Source organism: Pseudomonas sp. p21 (assembly GCF_001642705.1).
Taxonomy (GTDB): Bacteria; Pseudomonadota; Gammaproteobacteria; order Pseudomonadales; family Pseudomonadaceae; genus Aquipseudomonas.
Genome location: NZ_LWBV01000005.1, coordinates 231,825 through 247,693 on the forward strand (window position 1 = coordinate 231,825; position 15,869 = coordinate 247,693).

Annotated in this window: 14 protein-coding genes and 2 pseudogenes; 9 read left to right on the top strand and 7 right to left on the bottom strand. The window is 62.6% G+C overall.

Features of this window, described 5'->3' with window-relative positions; translation table 11 throughout:
• Positions 1-139: 139 nt before the first annotated feature.
• The 4 genes and pseudogenes from tssB (at position 140) to A4C63_RS16630 (ending at position 2,017) form a co-directional block, all read left to right on the top strand.
• Entirely contained in the window at positions 140-643 is a 504-nt protein-coding gene (tssB, locus tag A4C63_RS16620; RefSeq protein ID WP_063913631.1) for a type VI secretion system contractile sheath small subunit, read from the top strand.
• Positions 644-660: 17 nt separating this feature from the next.
• Positions 661-882 (top strand): annotated as a pseudogene (locus A4C63_RS16625) (type VI secretion system contractile sheath large subunit); the annotation flags it as partial.
• Positions 858-1,136: pseudogene (locus A4C63_RS27060) on the top strand (hypothetical protein); the annotation flags it as partial. The pseudogenes A4C63_RS16625 and A4C63_RS27060, both read left to right, overlap by 25 nt.
• Positions 1,137-1,138: 2 nt before the next feature.
• Positions 1,139-2,017: a DUF6708 domain-containing protein gene (locus A4C63_RS16630; protein ID WP_063913633.1), complete on the top strand. Its 879-nt coding sequence runs from the start codon at positions 1,139-1,141 to the stop codon at positions 2,015-2,017.
• Here the strand turns inward: A4C63_RS16630 and A4C63_RS16635 are convergent.
• Both A4C63_RS16635 and A4C63_RS16640 read right to left on the bottom strand, forming a co-directional pair.
• Positions 2,004-2,816 (bottom strand): class I SAM-dependent methyltransferase, encoded by an 813-nt coding sequence (locus A4C63_RS16635; RefSeq protein WP_063913634.1) that lies wholly within the window; start codon positions 2,814-2,816, stop codon positions 2,004-2,006. The two genes, A4C63_RS16630 and A4C63_RS16635, sit on opposite strands and share 14 nt — an antisense overlap.
• A 350-nt stretch (positions 2,817-3,166) precedes the next feature.
• Positions 3,167-5,353, bottom strand: coding sequence for an OsmC domain/YcaO domain-containing protein (locus A4C63_RS16640; RefSeq protein WP_063913635.1), 2,187 nt, complete (start codon positions 5,351-5,353; stop codon positions 3,167-3,169).
• 347 nt (positions 5,354-5,700) lie between these two features.
• On the opposite strand from A4C63_RS16640, the gene A4C63_RS16645 reads away from it, so the two are divergent.
• From A4C63_RS16645 to A4C63_RS16660, 4 genes are all read left to right on the top strand, one after another.
• Positions 5,701-6,156 (top strand): (2Fe-2S)-binding protein, encoded by a 456-nt coding sequence (locus A4C63_RS16645; RefSeq protein WP_063913636.1) that lies wholly within the window; start codon positions 5,701-5,703, stop codon positions 6,154-6,156.
• Entirely contained in the window at positions 6,156-8,405 is a 2,250-nt protein-coding gene (locus A4C63_RS16650) for a molybdopterin cofactor-binding domain-containing protein (RefSeq protein WP_063913637.1), read from the top strand. Before A4C63_RS16645 ends, A4C63_RS16650 begins: the two co-directional genes overlap by 1 nt.
• A gap of 17 nt (positions 8,406-8,422) precedes the next feature.
• The gene (locus A4C63_RS16655; RefSeq protein WP_063913638.1) at positions 8,423-9,766 is read left to right on the top strand and encodes a cytochrome c; all 1,344 of its coding nucleotides are present in this window, start codon (positions 8,423-8,425) and stop codon (positions 9,764-9,766) included.
• 89 nt (positions 9,767-9,855) lie between these two features.
• Complete coding sequence (locus tag A4C63_RS16660; RefSeq protein WP_063913639.1) at positions 9,856-10,875, top strand: XdhC family protein; 1,020 nt, start codon at positions 9,856-9,858, stop codon at positions 10,873-10,875.
• Positions 10,876-10,892: 17 nt separating this feature from the next.
• Here the strand turns inward: A4C63_RS16660 and A4C63_RS16665 are convergent, their stop codons facing one another.
• The 4 genes from A4C63_RS16665 to A4C63_RS16680 form a co-directional block, all read right to left on the bottom strand.
• Positions 10,893-11,681: an ABC transporter substrate-binding protein gene (locus tag A4C63_RS16665; protein ID WP_063913640.1), complete on the bottom strand. Its 789-nt coding sequence runs from the start codon at positions 11,679-11,681 to the stop codon at positions 10,893-10,895.
• A gap of 243 nt (positions 11,682-11,924) precedes the next feature.
• On the bottom strand, positions 11,925-12,566 hold the full coding sequence (locus A4C63_RS16670) for a LysE family translocator (protein WP_063913641.1): 642 nt from the start codon (positions 12,564-12,566) through the stop codon (positions 11,925-11,927).
• 50 nt (positions 12,567-12,616) lie between these two features.
• Complete coding sequence (locus A4C63_RS16675; protein ID WP_063913642.1) at positions 12,617-12,817, bottom strand: DUF1289 domain-containing protein; 201 nt, start codon at positions 12,815-12,817, stop codon at positions 12,617-12,619.
• Between the two features lie 8 nt (positions 12,818-12,825).
• Positions 12,826-13,143 (bottom strand): hypothetical protein, encoded by a 318-nt coding sequence (locus A4C63_RS16680; protein ID WP_063913643.1) that lies wholly within the window; start codon positions 13,141-13,143, stop codon positions 12,826-12,828.
• A gap of 317 nt (positions 13,144-13,460) precedes the next feature.
• Between A4C63_RS16680 and A4C63_RS16685 the strand changes: the two genes are divergently transcribed.
• Positions 13,461-15,209: a BCCT family transporter gene (locus A4C63_RS16685; RefSeq protein ID WP_063913644.1), complete on the top strand. Its 1,749-nt coding sequence runs from the start codon at positions 13,461-13,463 to the stop codon at positions 15,207-15,209.
• Positions 15,210-15,363: 154 nt separating this feature from the next.
• On the opposite strand, the gene A4C63_RS16690 is transcribed toward A4C63_RS16685, so the two are convergent.
• Positions 15,364-15,843: a VOC family protein gene (locus A4C63_RS16690; RefSeq protein WP_063913645.1), complete on the bottom strand. Its 480-nt coding sequence runs from the start codon at positions 15,841-15,843 to the stop codon at positions 15,364-15,366.
• Positions 15,844-15,869 lie beyond the last annotated feature (26 nt).

Sequence of the window (15,869 nt, forward strand, 5' to 3'; positions counted from 1 at the left end):
TTCGCTCGACTCCCGCCACACTCCAAGCGCATGGTTTTTATGCGCCAACAGACTTAAGCAAGGGCACATGTTTATTATTACACACGAACTTGTAGGACACTTCCTACATATAAGCTGAAACATTCAAGGATATCAGGCAATGAGCAAGTCCTCCGGCTCCGTTGCGCCCAAAGAGCGCATCAACATCAAATACGTACCGGCCACCAGTGGTGAACAAGCCGAAGTAGAGCTACCTCACAAAATGCTTGTTTTGGGCGACTTCGGCCTTAATGACAACCGCGCCCTGGAAGACCGTACGGTCATGCGTATTGACAAACACACCTTCAACAATGTGCTGAGCGATGCCGAGGTGCGCCTGGATATGTCGGTGCCATCCATGCTCGGCGCAACGCCGGATACGGAACTGGCGGTCAATCTGCAGTTCAAGTCGATCAACGACTTCGGGCCCGATTGCATCGCTCGCCAGGTGCCGGAGCTGAACAAACTGATTCAACTGCGAGAGGCATTAGTCGCCCTGAAAGGTCCGCTGGGCAACGTGCCAACTTTCCGCAAGCAACTGCAACAACTGTTGAACAACGAGCAAGCCCGCAAACAGCTCGCGAAAGAACTCGACCTGGTGCTCGATGCGCCAAAAGAAGACTGAGACAACGGAGCGTCCCAATGCCAAAGCCAAGCAACACTACCGTCGCCGCTGAAGCAACTACCGAGACAATGAGCAATACCACCTTGCTCGACCAGATCATGGCAGGAACCAAGTTGGTTCCCGCTCAAGAGGGCTATCAGGTTGCTCGCCAGGGTGTATCTGCGTTCATTGCCAAAATTCTCATGAGCAATGACCCAGATCAACTGATCAACAAGCATCGCGTCAGCCAACCGCTCAGTTCACAGTGCTTCTGCCAAGCTTCGTGTTAGGGGTAAGCGAATGGTCAGGAAGTTTAAGCAGCTTTCGTGAAAATGGGGGGATGGATGTTTTCCCAATCGCTCCCTCTGCCCACCTTGTAGCTGCGGGTTTGGTTCTGCATTTCGAGAACACGCTATCCAACCAACACCATATTTCACTGCATCTAGCCTACAGTGCCAATCAAGGACTGCAGGAAGGCAATGACATCCATTCAATTTTCCATCTTGAGCGCTGATCATGGCAACCATCTGGCTATTTAACACAACATCACACTCAGGACATAAACCTGCTATTGGCGGACAGCTACTCAGTTTATCCAAAAATATTTTATGCCTGCGAAACCCCTGGGTTACAGATTCAGTTTTCATGGGAAAATTGTACTGCGCAATGATTATCGCATTAATGATTGGCCTATACCCCGACCTACTATCCTACGAAGCTTGGAGCCCATATACCTTTAGCCCTATCCTGATCATTGGAACAGTGATTGGACCATTTATTTTTCTTCCGTTTCTTGCTTATCGAATATATTTCATAAAACGTCTATCAAGCATCTGTCTCAACCGAACCTCCAAAAAAATCTACTATCAACGATTAAGCAAGACATTAGTCTTTGATTGGAGTAATACCGGAGGGGGGATTTTCAAGCGCACTGAGTTTGGCGGTTCATCGTTCAGCACCAGCTATGCCCTCGCCTTCGCCCCTCGCCGAGAGGACGGCAGCCTCCACCAGAAAGACTGCCTCTGGGTCGACAGCAACGAACCCACCGAGTCCGACATCCAATACGTCGCAGAAGTCTGGGAATACCTCCGCCACTTCATGGACTACGGCCCGGACAAACTTCCCCCACCTGGCGAACCCAACTGGTGGCACAAGCCACTGCACGCGATCTGCCTGACCCCGGCAGAAGCCTGGCGCCACTACGTCCCCTGGCGAACCGGCGAACCCGGCGAAATGCAGGGCAAGAAGAACTGGCAACTGCCGTTCTGGGCCGTGCTGCTCCCTTACAACCTGACCGTCGCCATCTGCTGGTACTTCATCTGCAAACTCTTCAATGTCCGTGCAGCGCCACCACCGGCAGAGGCCTTCGAAGGAGCGCCTGCTAACCCCGAATGATCACCACCTCAAGGTATTCACTCGGCACCACCAATGACGCAGAGCCCCCCACATTGCTTTCATTCAGCAACTGGGTCAGATCCCGCTCCAACGCCCCGGCCGCCTCCGGCTCCAGCAAGGCAAACGCCTTGTGCACCGGCCCGTACCAGGTGCGGAACACCTCGATGAAATGCGCCGCCGAGCGATAGCGGAAGTTGAAGTGCTGGCGGCTGACCTGCAGTTCGCCAAGCACCCCCTCGAACAGCACGCGCAGTTGTTCCTCATCGCCCCAGCGCGAGGGAGGCAAGGCCCCGGCTGGCGGCGGTACGTGCCGCCCGAGGGTCTTGAACATCTGCCCGACGAACCCTTGCGGGGTCCAGTTGGCCAGGCCGATCCGGCCACCGGGCCGGCACACCCGGCTCAATTCGCGCGCGGCCTGGGCCTGGTCGGGGGCGAACATCACGCCGAAGGTGGAAAGCACAGCATCGAAGGTGCCATCGGCAAATGGCAGCGCTTCGGCATCGGCGGTCTGGAACACCACGTTGAAATGCTCGGCCCGCGCACGTTCTTCACCGCGCTTGAGCAGTTCGGGCACATAGTCGGTGGAGGTAACGCGGCAGCCGCGCCGGGCGGCGGCCAGGGTGGCATTGCCGTTGCCGGCGGCGACATCCAGCACCTGCTCGTCCCAGCGCAGGTCACAGGCTTCTGCCAGGCGCTCGCCAACCAGTTGCAGGGTGGTGCCGATTACCGCGTAGTCGCCACTGGCCCACGCGGCTTGCTGGCGGGCTTTGAGGGCATTGGTATCCAAAGGGGTGCTCATGGTCTGCGCCTTCTTGTTGTGCGCGGCCGAGGTCCTTCTGGCGGTCAACGCGCCATGGATTCAAGGGATGGGAGCAAAACGCTACGCGCCTGGCGGGCGAAGCGGCAAGAAATAATAAGCGGTGAAGCAAGATCGATTTGGTGTAAACACCAGAGATGAAAGGCATATGAGCTCTATTGGCTCATACTCCCCCTGTGGGAGCAGCCTTGTGTCGCGAAAGGGCCGCACAGCGGCCCCAGCAATACTCGCATCACCGCAGTAACCCTGGGGCTGCTACGCAGCCCTTTCGCGACACAAGGCCGCTCCCACAAGGCCTTGCGTTCTGCGAAGGAAAGAATACCTGTCAGATATCAGGCGAACCTGGCCCGGGCCGCGTGCAGCTTCTTGTAGCTTTCGATCAGGCGCAGGTGGCGATCGAGGCCTTCGAGCTTCATGCTGGTCGGGGTCAGACCATGGAAGCGTACGCTGCCGTCCACCGAGCCCAGCACCGCGTCCATGCGCGGGTTGCCGAACATGCGCCGGAAGTTGGCCTCGTAGTCGTCCATTTCCAGTTCGTCGTCCAGCAGCACTTCCAGCACCACGTTCAACGCCTGGTAGAACAACCCGCGCTCGACGGTGTTGTCGTTGAACTGCAGGAACGCCTCGACCAGCTCCTTGGCATCCTCGAAGCGCTGCACCGCCAGGCAGATGAGCAGCTTCAGCTCAAGAATGGTCAACTGGCCCCACACCGTGTTCTCGTCGAACTCCACGCCGATCAGCGTGGTGATGGTGGTGTAGTCATCCACATCACAATTGTCCAGACGCTTGAGCAGCAGCTTGAGCGAGCGGTTGTCCAGGCTGTGCAGGTTGAGGATGTCGGCACGGAACGACAAGGCGCGGTTGGTGTTGTCCCAGATCAGGTCTTCGACCGGGTAGATCTCCGAGTAGCCCGGCACCAGGATGCGGCAGGCGGTGGCGCCAAGGTTGTCGTACACCGCCATGTACACTTCCTTGCCCAGGTCTTCGAGGATGCCGAACAGGGTCGCGGCCTCCTGCACGTTTGAATCCTCGCCATGGCCGGAGAAGTCCCACTCGACGAACTCGAAGTCGGCCTTGGCACTGAAGAAGCGCCACGACACCACGCCGCTGGAGTCGATGAAGTGCTCGACGAAGTTGTTCGGCTCGGTCAGCGCGTGGCTTTCGAAGGTCGGTTGCGGCAGGTCGTTCAAGCCTTCGAAGCTGCGGCCCTGCAGCAGTTCGGTGAGGCTGCGCTCCAGCGCCACTTCCAGGCTCGGGTGGGCACCGAACGAGGCGAACACGCCACCGGTGCGCGGGTTCATCAAGGTCACGCACATGACCGGGAACTCCCCCCCCAACGACGCATCCTTGACCAGCACCGGGAAGCCCTGCTCTTCCAGGCCCTGGATGCCGGCAACGATGGCCGGGTACTTGGCCAGTACCTCCTGCGGCACATCCGGCAGGCACAGCTCACCTTCGAGGATTTCACGCTTCACGGCGCGCTCGAAGATTTCCGACAGGCACTGCACCTGGGCCTCGGCCAGGGTGTTGCCGGCGCTCATGCCGTTGCTGAGGAACAGGTTCTCGATCAGGTTGGACGGGAAGTACACCACCTGCTGGTCGGACTGGCGCACGAACGGCAGCGAGCAGATGCCGCGCGCGGTATTGCCCGAGTTGGTGTCGTACAGGTGCGAGCCGCGCAGCTCGCCGTCCGGGTTGTAGATTTCCAGGCAGTGCTCATCGAGGATCTCGGTCGGCAGCGCATCGCGTGGGCCGGGTTTGAACCACTGCTCGTTCGGATAGTGCACGAACGGCGCGTTAGCCAGGTCCTCGCCCCAGAACTGGTCGTTATAGAAGAAGTTACAGTTCAGCCGCTCGATGAACTCGCCCAGCGCCGAGGCCAGCGCGGCCTCCTTGGTCGCGCCCTTGCCGTTGGTGAAGCACATCGGCGACTGGGCGTCGCGCACGTGCAGCGACCACACGTTGGGCACGATGTTGCGCCACGAGGCGATTTCGATCTTCATCCCGAGGCCGGCAAGGATGCCCGACATGTTGGCGATGGTCTGCTCCAGCGGCAGGTCCTTGCCGGGGATGTAGGTGCTGGTGTCCGCCACCGGCATCAGCAGGCCCTGGGCATCGGCGTCGAGGTTGTCGACCACTTCGATCACGAACTCGGGGCCGGTCTGCACCACCTTCTTCACGGTGCAGCGGTCGATGGAGCGCAGGATGCCTTGGCGGTCCTTCTCCGAAATGTCCTCGGGCAGCTCGACCTGGATCTTGAAGATCTGGTTGTAGCGGTTTTCCGGGTCGACGATGTTGTTCTGCGACAGGCGAATGTTTTCGGTGGGGATGTCGCGGGTCTGGCAGTACAGCTTGACGAAGTAAGCCGCGCACAAGGCCGAAGACGCCAGGAAATAGTCGAACGGCCCCGGGGCCGAGCCATCACCCTTGTAGCGGATCGGTTGGTCGGCGATCACCGTGAAGTCGTCGAACTTGGCTTCGAGACGGAGATTGTCGAGAAAATTGACCTTTATTTCCATGCGGGATTACCGTGATTTAAGCGTGCAAAACGAAATTGGCCGGCATTATCCGGTTTTTTCTGCCGGAAGTCCTGTTTGCCTATACCGGCCCTATCGCCGGCAAGCCAGCTCCCACAGGAACTGCACATGACTTGCGGTCGATACGGTCGAGGTGGGAGCCGGCTTGCCGGCGATAGGGCCGGTACAGACTTGCGCATTCCACCGAATTGCTTGCCTGATCCTCTGAACCTGCCCCCGCCAGCAGACCAGCGGTCACCTCGCTGTGCTAGCGTTTCTGCACTGGGGAGCACCGTACTCCCCGCTCAGAGAAAACCAGGCGACAGCAACCGTTGACGGGCAGGTGAACCATGGAACTACGCATCAACCAGAAGACCTACCAGGTCGAGGCAGACGCCGACACGCCCCTGCTATGGGTGATCCGCGATGACCTGGGGCTGACCGGCACCAAGTATGGCTGCGGCCTGGCCCAGTGCGGCGCCTGTTCGGTGCTGGTGGACGGCAACGTGGTACGTGCCTGCGTCACCCCGGTGGCCGGGGTGGTCGGGCGCGAGGTAACCACCATCGAGGCGATCGAGACCGATGCCGTCGGCAAACGGGTGGTCGCGGCCTGGGTCGAGCATCAGGTGGCCCAGTGCGGTTACTGCCAGTCCGGCCAGGTGATGGCGGCCACGGCGCTGCTCAAGCACACGCCCAAGCCCAGTGACGCGCAGATCGAGGCAGCCATGGTAAACCTGTGCCGCTGCGGCACCTACAACGCCATCCATGCCGCCGTGCATGAACTGGCCCAAGGGGAGAAGGCCTGATGAACACCTCAGTCGATACCCCCGTCGAACTGCTCAAGCTGCAGCTGGGCGAAACGGTCAACCTGTCGCGTCGGCGCTTTCTTGCTGGCACGGCTGTCGGTGCCTTGGTGCTGGGTTTCGGCCTGCCCATGGGGTCGGCCCGCGTGCAGGCAGCGGCTGCGGTAACGCCGGAGCGCGGCACCCAGGTGCCGGCGTTTCTGGAGATCCGCCCAGACGGCAAAGTGCGCCTGCTCAGCCCATTCATGGAAGGCGGGCAAGGCCCCTTCACCGCCATGGCGCAGATCGTTGGTGAAGAGCTGGACGTCGACCCGGCCAACTTCGTGGTCGACAGCGCGCCGCCCGGGGAAGCCTATGTGGTGATGGAAAACGGCATGCGCATCACCGGCGGCAGCATGTCGGTGCGCATGAGCTACCCGACCATGCGCCGTCTGGGCGCCCTGGCCCGGGCCATGCTGCTGCAGGCGGGTGCCGAGCAACTGGGCGTGCCGGTTGAAGAACTCTCCACCACGCCGGGGCACGTGGTACATACCACGACTGGCCGTTCCATCCCCTACGGTGAGCTGGCCGGACGTGCCATGGACCTGCCAGTGCCAGACCCGGCCAGCGTCAAGCTGCGCGACCCCAGCCAGTTTCGCTGGATCGGCAAGCCAGTACGTCGCCTGGATGCCTACGACAAGTCCACTGGCAAGGCCGTGTACAGCATCGACATCAAGGTCGACGGCATGCTCCACGCTGCCGTGCAGCACGCGCCACGCCTGGGCATGACCGTCGGTAGCCTGCGCAACGAAGACCAGGTCAAGGCCATGAAAGGCGTGCATTCGGTGCATCAGCTGCCGGGCGCCGTGGCGGTGGTTGCCGAACGCTGGTGGCACGCCAAGCGCGCGGTCGAAGCCATCCAGGTGGACTGGAAAGAGCCCGCTGCCGACAGCCCGGTACGGCCGATGCCGGCCGACTTCTCCAGCGATGGCTGGCGCGAGCATCTGGCCACGGTCACGGGCCCGGCCCGCGACGATGAAAACCAGGGCGATGTGGCCGGCATGCTGGCCAGTGCCAAGACCCGGGTCGAGGCAACCTACCACAACCAGTACCTCAACCACGCCCAGCTGGAACCGCCGTCGGCTCTGGCGCGCTTCAACCCGGACGGCACCCTGGAGGTGTGGCTGCCCAACCAGGCGCCGGACATGTTCCGTGACGACATCGCCAAACGCACCGGCCTGGCCCCGGCGCAGATCACCCTGCATTCGCCGCTGCTGGGCGGTTTCTTTGGCCGCCACTTCCTGTACGACTCGGCCAACCCCTACCCGCAGGCCATTGCCTTGGCCAAGGCGGTCGGTCGGCCGGTGAAACTCATCTGGAGCCGCGAGGAAGAATTCCTCCGCGATGTGCTGCGCCCGGTCGCCGTGGTGAAGTTCCGCGCCGGGCTGGATGCCGACGGCCTGCCGGTGGCCCTCGAGGCAGTGAGCGCCACCGAAGGCCCGACCGAAGCCATCGCCGGCAAGCAAGGCGAAAAGCTCGACCCGACCGCGCTCGAAGGGCTGTCGGGCAAGTCTTACGCCATCGCCAACAAGCGCATCGCGCAGATCTACGTCAAAGGCCCGGCCATGCTCGGCTACTGGCGCTCGGTGGGCAACTCGCTGAACGACTTCTTCTATGAGTCGTTCCTCGACGAGTTGGCCGACAAAGGCGGCAAGGACCCGTTCGAACTGCGCTTGCACCTGCTGCGCGACAATGCGCGCCTGACCAACCTGTTGCAGGCCGTCGCCGAACTGTCCGGCGGCTGGAAACGTGGGCCGTTCACTGCCGAGGATGGCAGCAAGCGGGCGCGTGGCGTGGCCATGGCCTCGCCGTTCGGCTCGGAGGCCGCGGTCATTGCCGAGGTGTCGATCGAGAACGGCCAGGTCAAGGTGCACGACATCTGGCAGGCCATCGACCCGGGCAGCATCGTCAACCCGGCGATCATCGAGCACCAGGTCAACGGCGCCGTCGCCCTGGGCCTGTCGCAGACGCTGCTGGAAGAAGCGGTGTACGTGGATGGCAAGCCGCGCGCACGCAACTACGACCTGTACCCGATCCTGCCGCCGTCGCGCATGGCCAGGGTACATGTGCGCATTGTCGAAAGCGGGGCGAAGATGGGCGGTATCGGCGAGCCACCGTTGCCCGCGGTGGCACCGGCGGTGGCCAACGCAGTCGCGCAGCTCACCGGCCAGCGCGTGCGCAGCCTGCCATTGAGCCGCCATACCTTCAGCTGAGCACACAAGGACGCCCCATGACCCATCGCTTCGCAAGAACCGCTTGCTGGCTGGCACTGCCGTGCCTGGTCGCGGCAGGCCTGCTGGCCTGGTACGTCACCCGCGAGCCCGCCTCGCCATTTGCCGATGCGCAGGCCACCGCTGCCGACCCGGCGCTGGTCAGCCGCGGCGAGTATGTGGCCAGGCTCAGCGACTGCGTGGCGTGCCACAGCCTGCCGGACGGCAAACCGTTCGCCGGCGGACTGGAAATGGCCACCCCGCTGGGGGCGATCCACGCCACCAACATCACCCCCGACCGCGACACCGGCATCGGTCACTACAGCCTGGCCGACTTCGACCGTGCCGTACGCCAGGGCGTCGCGCCCGGTGGCCGGCGGCTGTACCCGGCCATGCCCTACCCGTCCTACGCCAAGCTCAGCGATGACGATGTAAAGGCGCTGTACGCCTTCTTCATGCACGGCGTACAACCGGTGCAGCAGGCCAACCTGGCCAGCGACATTCCCTGGCCGCTGAACTGGCGCTGGCCCATTGCCATGTGGAATGGCTTGTTCGCCGCCACCACCCCATACGCCGACCAGGCCGGGCAGGATGCGCAGTGGAACCGCGGCGCCTACCTCGTCCAGGGCCCCGGCCACTGCGGCAGCTGCCATACGCCGCGCGGCTTGGCCTTCAACGAAAAGGCCCTGGATGACAGCGGCAAACCGTTCCTCGCCGGAGCCCTGCTCGATGGCTGGTATGCACCGAGCCTGCGTGCCGACCCCAACACCGGGCTGGGGCGCTGGAGCGAGGCCGAGATTGCACAGTTCCTCAAGACCGGGCGCAACCGGCATGCAGTGGTATTCGGCTCGATGACCGAGGCGTTCAACAACTCCACGCAGTTCATGAGCGACGACGACCTGTCCGCCATCGCCCACTACCTCAAGTCGCTGCCCGGCGACCCGCAACGCGATGGCGCGCCGTGGCAATACCAGGCCCAGTCGGCAGCGGCACGGCTCGATAGCCCTGGGGCGCATACCTATGTAACCCGCTGTGCGTCGTGCCACGGCCTGGACGGCAAGGGCCAGGCCGAATGGATGCCACCCTTGGCCGGCGCCACTTCGGCACTGGCCAAGGAAGACGCCTCGGCGATCAATATCACCCTCAATGGTTCGCAACGGGTGGTGACGGCCGGGTTGCCCGATGCCTATCGCATGCCGGCCTTCCGTGAGCAATTGAGTGACCAGGAAATTGCAGATGTGCTGGGTTTCGTGCGCAGCGCCTGGGGGAACAATGGCGGCGCGGTGAATGCGCAGGCGGTGGGCAAGTTGCGTGGGCATACCGACCCGGCCAGCAGCAGCCCGATCATTTTGCATATGCGATGAAATTTGGTGGCTGTACCGGTCTCTTCGCGGGCATGCCCGCGAAGAGGCCGGCACCGCCACCCTTGAACATCAGGTTTAATGGAGTCCCCATGGAAAGCATCGACCTGCTGGTCCTGCGCACCACCCGAGACTGGCTCGTCGCCGGCCACCGCGCCCTGCTCGCCACGGTCGCCCGCACCTGGGGCTCCTCCCCCCGCCCGGTGGGCTCGATGATGGCCCTGCGCAGCGACGGCCGTGTGGTCGGCAGTGTCTCTGGCGGCTGCATCGAAGACGACCTTATCCACCGCTACACCAGCGCCTACGGCGGCCCCGGCATGCCCGGCGGCCTGCCCCAGGTGGTGCGCTATGGCGTCAGCGCCGACGAGGCCCACCGCTTCGGCCTGCCCTGTGGCGGTACCCTCGAACTGGTGCTGGAGTTCGTCCCGTCGTTGCAACACCTCGAGCAGCTGCTCGCAGACCTCGGCAGCGGCAGCCTGGTACGTCGTGGGCTTGACCTGCGCAGCGGTGAAGCCAGCCTCACAGCCACCAGCACGCCCGAACTGTTCAGCTTCGATGGCCAGCACATGCTCAGCACCCTCGGCCCCGGCTACCGCCTGCTGCTGATCGGTGCCGGTGCGCTGGCCGAATACCTGGCGACCATGGCCCTGTTCAATGGCTTCAGCGTTTCACTGTGCGACCCGCGCCCCGAGTACACGGCTGGTTGGAACGTTGCCGGCGTCAACCGCCTTGCCGGTATGCCGGACGACGTGGTCCGCGCCTTCGCCCCGGACCTGCGCAGCGCCATTGTCGCCGTCAGCCACGACCCCAAGCTGGACGACCTGGCCCTGCTCGAAGCCCTGCACAGCCCGGCGTTCTACATCGGCGCCATCGGCTCACGGCGCAACAGCCAGTTGCGCCGCGAGCGGCTGATCGAACACTTCGGCGAAAGCGAGGCGTCGTTGCAGCGCCTGCACGGCCCTATCGGCATTTATATCGGTAGCAAGACCCCTGCCGAGATCGCCGTCAGCGTCATGGCCGAGATCCTTGCGGCGAAGAACGATGTCAGCCTGCCCGGCGCGGTCAGCGTGACCCGGGCCAAGGAAGCCGAGCAGCTGGCTCGGGCCCTGTAGGAGCGCATCCCAGGCTGCTATTGCCAACGCTCCAGGTTTTGCTGCAACAGCTGCTCCGGCAGTGCCCCGGCAACGATCCTCTGCATCTCCCTCGCCAGCGCTTCACGCAGCTGCGGCTGGTTGCAGGGCGAGTCATGGGACAGCGCCAGGTACAGCCCTTCGCTGGATATCGGTGGCTCCAGCACCTGTACAGCGTCGGCAATCCCCAAGGTGCGCGCCAGCGCCATGCCGGGGTACTGCTCGTACACCACGTAGTCGCTACGCTTGTGCATCAACTTCTCGAACGCCTGCCTGGCACCGGGTACCGCTTCGAGGGTGAGGTTGGCCCTGGCGTAGTCGTCGAACTGCTGACCGTGGCTGTTGTTGACCAGCGTACCGCCTTTGCGGCCCTTCAGGTCGGCCCACTGCCGGTAGGCAAAGGCATTGTCCTGGCGTACCCAGATAACGCTGGGTGTATGCAGAAATGCCGGGGTAATGAAGTCCATCTGTTGCTGACGGTCCTTGGTCAGGAAATACCCGGCCATCAGGTCGATCCGTCCCGTGCGTACTTCTTCCTGGGCGCGCGACCATGGCCCGCCGTAGACCACCTCGACTTCCAGCCCCAGTTGTTTGCCCAGGTACTTGAGCAGGTCGGCATTGGCACCGATCAATTGCTGGGGGTTTTGCGGGTCGCGCCACAGGTAGGGGGGGTATTCCGGGTTGCCGGTGGCAGTCAGCCGTCGGCATGCATCATCCGCTACCGCGCTCAGGGGCAGCGGCAACAGACACAACAGTAGCAAGGCGTGGTGAAAGCAGCGCTCGATCATCGACAACACTCGGCACATGTAACATCCGGAGACCCGGCGTGGTGGCCAAAGGCTGCCACATCCTGTGGTCGACTGCAGCATCCATCTGTGCGTGCTGTAGACAGTCTGGACCATGTATGGCCATCAGGTTGGCCTTTTATCGGCCAGAAAAAAACAGGCCGGCAAAAACCTTTGCCAGCCACGCTTCCATTCATTGGTGAGTGCGAAGCTGGAGGTCTCGGGCCACGCCACGCCCCTCGTATTTCAGGCCCCCTGCCGCCGCATCGCCAGGATTGCAGCACCAAAACCGATAAAGGTCGTGCCAACCACCCGGCTCACCCAGCGCGACAACGACGGCCGGGTCAGTACGCCCTTGGCCCGCGCCGCCAGCGCGGCGTACAGGCTCAGCGAAACCAGCGACAAGGACACGAATATCCCGGTCAGGATCAGAAACTGCGGCAACAACGCCGCCCCCTGGTCGATGAACTGCGGGAACAGCGCGGTGAAGAACATGGTCGCCTTGGGGTTGGTCACTGCCGTGAGGAATGCCGACTTGTACAGCTTCAGCGGCGTGGGCCGGACCTTGGCCATACCCTCTGCGGCGCCTTGCGCCAGCATCGGGCTTTTTTTCAGCAATTGCCGCGCCCCCAGGTAGAACAGGTAGCCCGCCCCCAGGATCTTCACGGCATTGAACAGCATTTCGGAACTGGCCAGCAGCGCACCCAGCCCCAGCATGGCGGCAGCCGACAGGCAGAACAGGCCCGAGCCATTGCCCAGTGACGACCAGATCGCGCTGCGCTGGCCATGGGCGAGGCTGTTGTTGATGGCCATCAGGGTGGCAGGGCCGGGGCTGGCGATCGCGATGGCAGCGACCAGGGTAAAGGCAAACAGCGAGTGAGAATCCATTTTCAGGCTCGTCAGACAATCAGGAAAGGGCGCGCGCGGGACACGCAGGTTCAACCTGTATTCTGCCGCTTGGCCGCCTTCTTGGCGATAGCCTTCATTCGCGTTGCGGCCCGCTGCACGGTGGCCATCTTCTCGGGGCGCTTCATGCCCCGCCATTTGCGAATTTCGTCACGGGTGCGGCCGCAGCTCACGCACAACTCGCTGTTGAGCTGGCACAGCGAGACGCAAGGGTTGTCGATGTCTTTCGCCATGCCACCACTCAGCCGGGCATTTCCGCCTGTGCACGCTCGGCGCCACTGTGAAACACCTGGCGTACTTCCTCGGCCTTGACCTTGCTGACCGACCTGGCAGCCAGCAGCTCGTCGACCACGCGCAAGCCCTGCTCCAGGGCGGTGGCCAGTTGCTCGCGGTCGGAGGCGTCAGCGATATCACCCAGATAAGGAGCGATGAGATACACGTAACGGTCCTGCAGCTTGAGCGCTTCCAGCGCGTCGAGGGCTTTCTGGAACCGATCGGCAGCGGCAGGGCTCATGCTCAATTTATCGAAATGAATCAGGCTCACACGGTCAGTGGCCATTTTGACGAATCTCCGTTTCCTGGTGCGGCCAGGCCCACAAGCAGCAGCGCTTCTACGGTGCTCGGATGTGCAGGCCCGGGGAATGCCCATCAGGGTACCAGAACGCGAGGCAGAAAGGGCCATCGCCCCCAGAACTAAAAGTATTTGGCAGGTCGCGTAATGGACGCCCCGGGGCGCTATCGGGACAGGAGCTGCCGTTTCCTGCACAGGATAATCGTGCCAGCAGTCTCCCCGCCGAGGCAGTCATCGAACTCGGTAGCCCACACAAAACTACAAGCCTGTACCTGCAGGTAAGCCAGAAAGGGGCCTCATCATTCATGGCAAAGGAACACATCACCGAAACGCTCGACCTTGGCGTGACGGACCCCTCGAAAACCGCAGAAGCACGCCAGGACCGGTATTTCGAGGGCAAGCTTGACTGGATCGTCTTTGGCTTCACCAGCCTCCTGGCGATCGCTTTCGTCCTCTGGGGCTTCCTCAATCAGGCCAGCCTCGCCAGCAGCGCCTCCAGCGCGCAATCCTGGGTCATTCTCAACTTCGGCTGGTTCTTCGTGCTCACCTCTACCCTGTTCGTGGTGTTCGTGCTGTGGCTGGCCGCCAGCCGATACGGCCGGGTTCCGCTGGGCCGTGACGGCGAACAGCCAGAATTCCGCACGGTGTCCTGGGTGGCGATGATGTTCAGCGCAGGCATGGGCATCGGCCTGATGTTCTTCGGCGTTGCCGAACCGCTGTCGCACTACGTGTCACCACCGCCTGGGACGACCACTGGGCAGTCCAGCGAAGCGATGCAGGTGGCCATGGCCACCACACTGTTCCACTGGACCCTGCACCCCTGGGCCATGTACGCCATCGTCGGCCTGGTGATTGCCTATGGCACCTTCCGCCGCGGCCGCTCGCAGTTGATTTCTGCCGCCTTTCGGCCATTGATCGGCAAGCATGCCAACGGCCCGCTCGGCCGCCTGATCGACATGATGGCGATCTTCGCCACGCTGTTCGGCTCGGCTGCCTCGCTGGGCCTCGGCGCACTGCAGATCGCCGGTGGCCTGGAGTACAACGGCTGGATCGAAAGCCCTGGCAAGCTGTTCTACATCTCGATCATTACTTTGCTGACCATTGCCTTCGTCACCTCGGCGGTGTCGGGCATCGGCAAGGGCATCCAGTGGCTGTCCAACACCAACATGGTGTTGGCACTGGTGCTGGCGGTGTTCGTGTTTTTGGTCGGCCCGACCCTGCTGATGCTCAACCTGCTGCCAACCTCGATCGGCATCTACGCCAAGATGCTGCCGGAAATGATGGCCCGCACCAACGCCAGCGGCGGTGAGCAGATGAACAGCTGGCTGGCCGGCTGGACCGTGTTCTACTGGGCCTGGTGGATTTCCTGGACGCCGTTCGTGGGCATGTTCATCGCCCGTATCAGCCGCGGTCGCACCATCCGCCAGTTCGTCACCGGGGTGCTGCTGGTACCGAGCCTGGTCAGCCTGGTGTGGTTCACCATTTTTGGCGGCGCGAGTATCGACGCCCTGCGCGAAGGCGCCTTCCAGCTGGCCAATGGTGCGGTCAACAGCAACCACGCGCTGTACCAGCTGCTGGACAGCTACCCGCTGGCCTCGGCGACTTCAGTGCTGGTGATGGTCCTGGTGGGTATCTTCTTCGTCTCCGGTGCCGATGCGGCCTCACTGGTCATGGGCACGCTATCGGAGCACGGCACCACCACGCCATCGCGACGCACGGTGATTTTCTGGGGTGCGCTGACCGGTACGGTGGCGGCGATCATGCTGGCAATCGGCGACCCGCGCGACCCCGGCGAGGCGCTGACTGGCCTACAGAACCTGACCATCGTCGTGGCCCTGCCGTTCGTGGTGGTGATGGTGCTGCTATGCCTGGCGCTGTACCGCGACCTGCGCAAGGACCCGATGATGCTGCGCCATCTGCGCGGCAACGAGCTGATCGAAAAGGCCGTACTGTATGGAGCGGTGAAGCATGGCGAAGAGTTCTACATCGTGGTGCAGGAGAAGAAGGCTTCGGCCAAAGCGGCGACGGCAGAGGCCGAAGTGACCGGTAACTGATCGGGCCAACCAGAGGAAGCTGGAGCCGCATTGCGCCATCTGCGACAAACCAGCTCCTCAAACTCATTGAATCAGCAGCGCCCCTGTGGGAGCGGGCGTGCCCGCGAACACCGGCGCAGCCGATGCCAGCCACCGCGTTGAAAACGGACTTGCATCAGCCCTTCAACGCCGCCTCGATCTGCGCCACATCGATCTTACCCATCTGCATCATGGCCTCGAATGCTCGCCTGGCCGCCGCCCGGTCGGGGTGGCCAATGGCTTCGATGAGGATGCGCGGGGTGATCTGCCACGAAATCCCCCACTTGTCCTTGCACCAACCGCAAACGCTGGCCTCACCGCCGTTGCCGACAATGGCATCCCAAAAGCGATCGGTCTCGGCCTGGTCCTCGGTACTGACCTGGAACGAAAAAGCCTCGCAGTGCGTGAAGGCCTTGCCGCCATTGAGACCTACGCAAGGAATCCCCATCACGCTGAACTCCACGGTAATCACGTCACCTTGCTTGCCGGATGGATAGTCAGCGGGCGCCTGGTGCACGGCAATCACTCTGCTGTCAGGGAAAACGCTGGCATAGAAATTCGCGGCCTCTTCGGCATCGTTGTCGTACCAGAGGCAAATGGTGTTCTTGGCAGTCATGGTCTTGCTCCATGAAAGAGTGTGAG

What these genes read in the sequence shown, in the direction of transcription:
- A4C63_RS16685 (WP_063913644.1), top strand. Translation starts at nt 13,461, where the DNA reads ATGGCAAAGGAACACATCACCGAAACGCTCGACCTTGGCGTGACGGAC.
- A4C63_RS16680 (WP_063913643.1), bottom strand. Translation starts at nt 13,143, where the DNA reads ATGGCCACTGACCGTGTGAGCCTGATTCATTTCGATAAATTGAGCATG.
- A4C63_RS16660 (WP_063913639.1), top strand. Translation starts at nt 9,856, where the DNA reads ATGGAAAGCATCGACCTGCTGGTCCTGCGCACCACCCGAGACTGGCTC.
- A4C63_RS16690 (WP_063913645.1), bottom strand. Translation starts at nt 15,843, where the DNA reads ATGACTGCCAAGAACACCATTTGCCTCTGGTACGACAACGATGCCGAA.
- A4C63_RS16655 (WP_063913638.1), top strand. Translation starts at nt 8,423, where the DNA reads ATGACCCATCGCTTCGCAAGAACCGCTTGCTGGCTGGCACTGCCGTGC.
- tssB (WP_063913631.1), top strand. Translation starts at nt 140, where the DNA reads ATGAGCAAGTCCTCCGGCTCCGTTGCGCCCAAAGAGCGCATCAACATC.
- A4C63_RS16645 (WP_063913636.1), top strand. Translation starts at nt 5,701, where the DNA reads ATGGAACTACGCATCAACCAGAAGACCTACCAGGTCGAGGCAGACGCC.
- A4C63_RS16640 (WP_063913635.1), bottom strand. Translation starts at nt 5,353, where the DNA reads ATGGAAATAAAGGTCAATTTTCTCGACAATCTCCGTCTCGAAGCCAAG.
- A4C63_RS16635 (WP_063913634.1), bottom strand. Translation starts at nt 2,816, where the DNA reads ATGAGCACCCCTTTGGATACCAATGCCCTCAAAGCCCGCCAGCAAGCC.
- A4C63_RS16670 (WP_063913641.1), bottom strand. Translation starts at nt 12,566, where the DNA reads ATGGATTCTCACTCGCTGTTTGCCTTTACCCTGGTCGCTGCCATCGCG.
- A4C63_RS16630 (WP_063913633.1), top strand. Translation starts at nt 1,139, where the DNA reads ATGGCAACCATCTGGCTATTTAACACAACATCACACTCAGGACATAAA.
- A4C63_RS16650 (WP_063913637.1), top strand. Translation starts at nt 6,156, where the DNA reads ATGAACACCTCAGTCGATACCCCCGTCGAACTGCTCAAGCTGCAGCTG.
- A4C63_RS16675 (WP_063913642.1), bottom strand. Translation starts at nt 12,817, where the DNA reads ATGGCGAAAGACATCGACAACCCTTGCGTCTCGCTGTGCCAGCTCAAC.
- A4C63_RS16665 (WP_063913640.1), bottom strand. Translation starts at nt 11,681, where the DNA reads ATGATCGAGCGCTGCTTTCACCACGCCTTGCTACTGTTGTGTCTGTTG.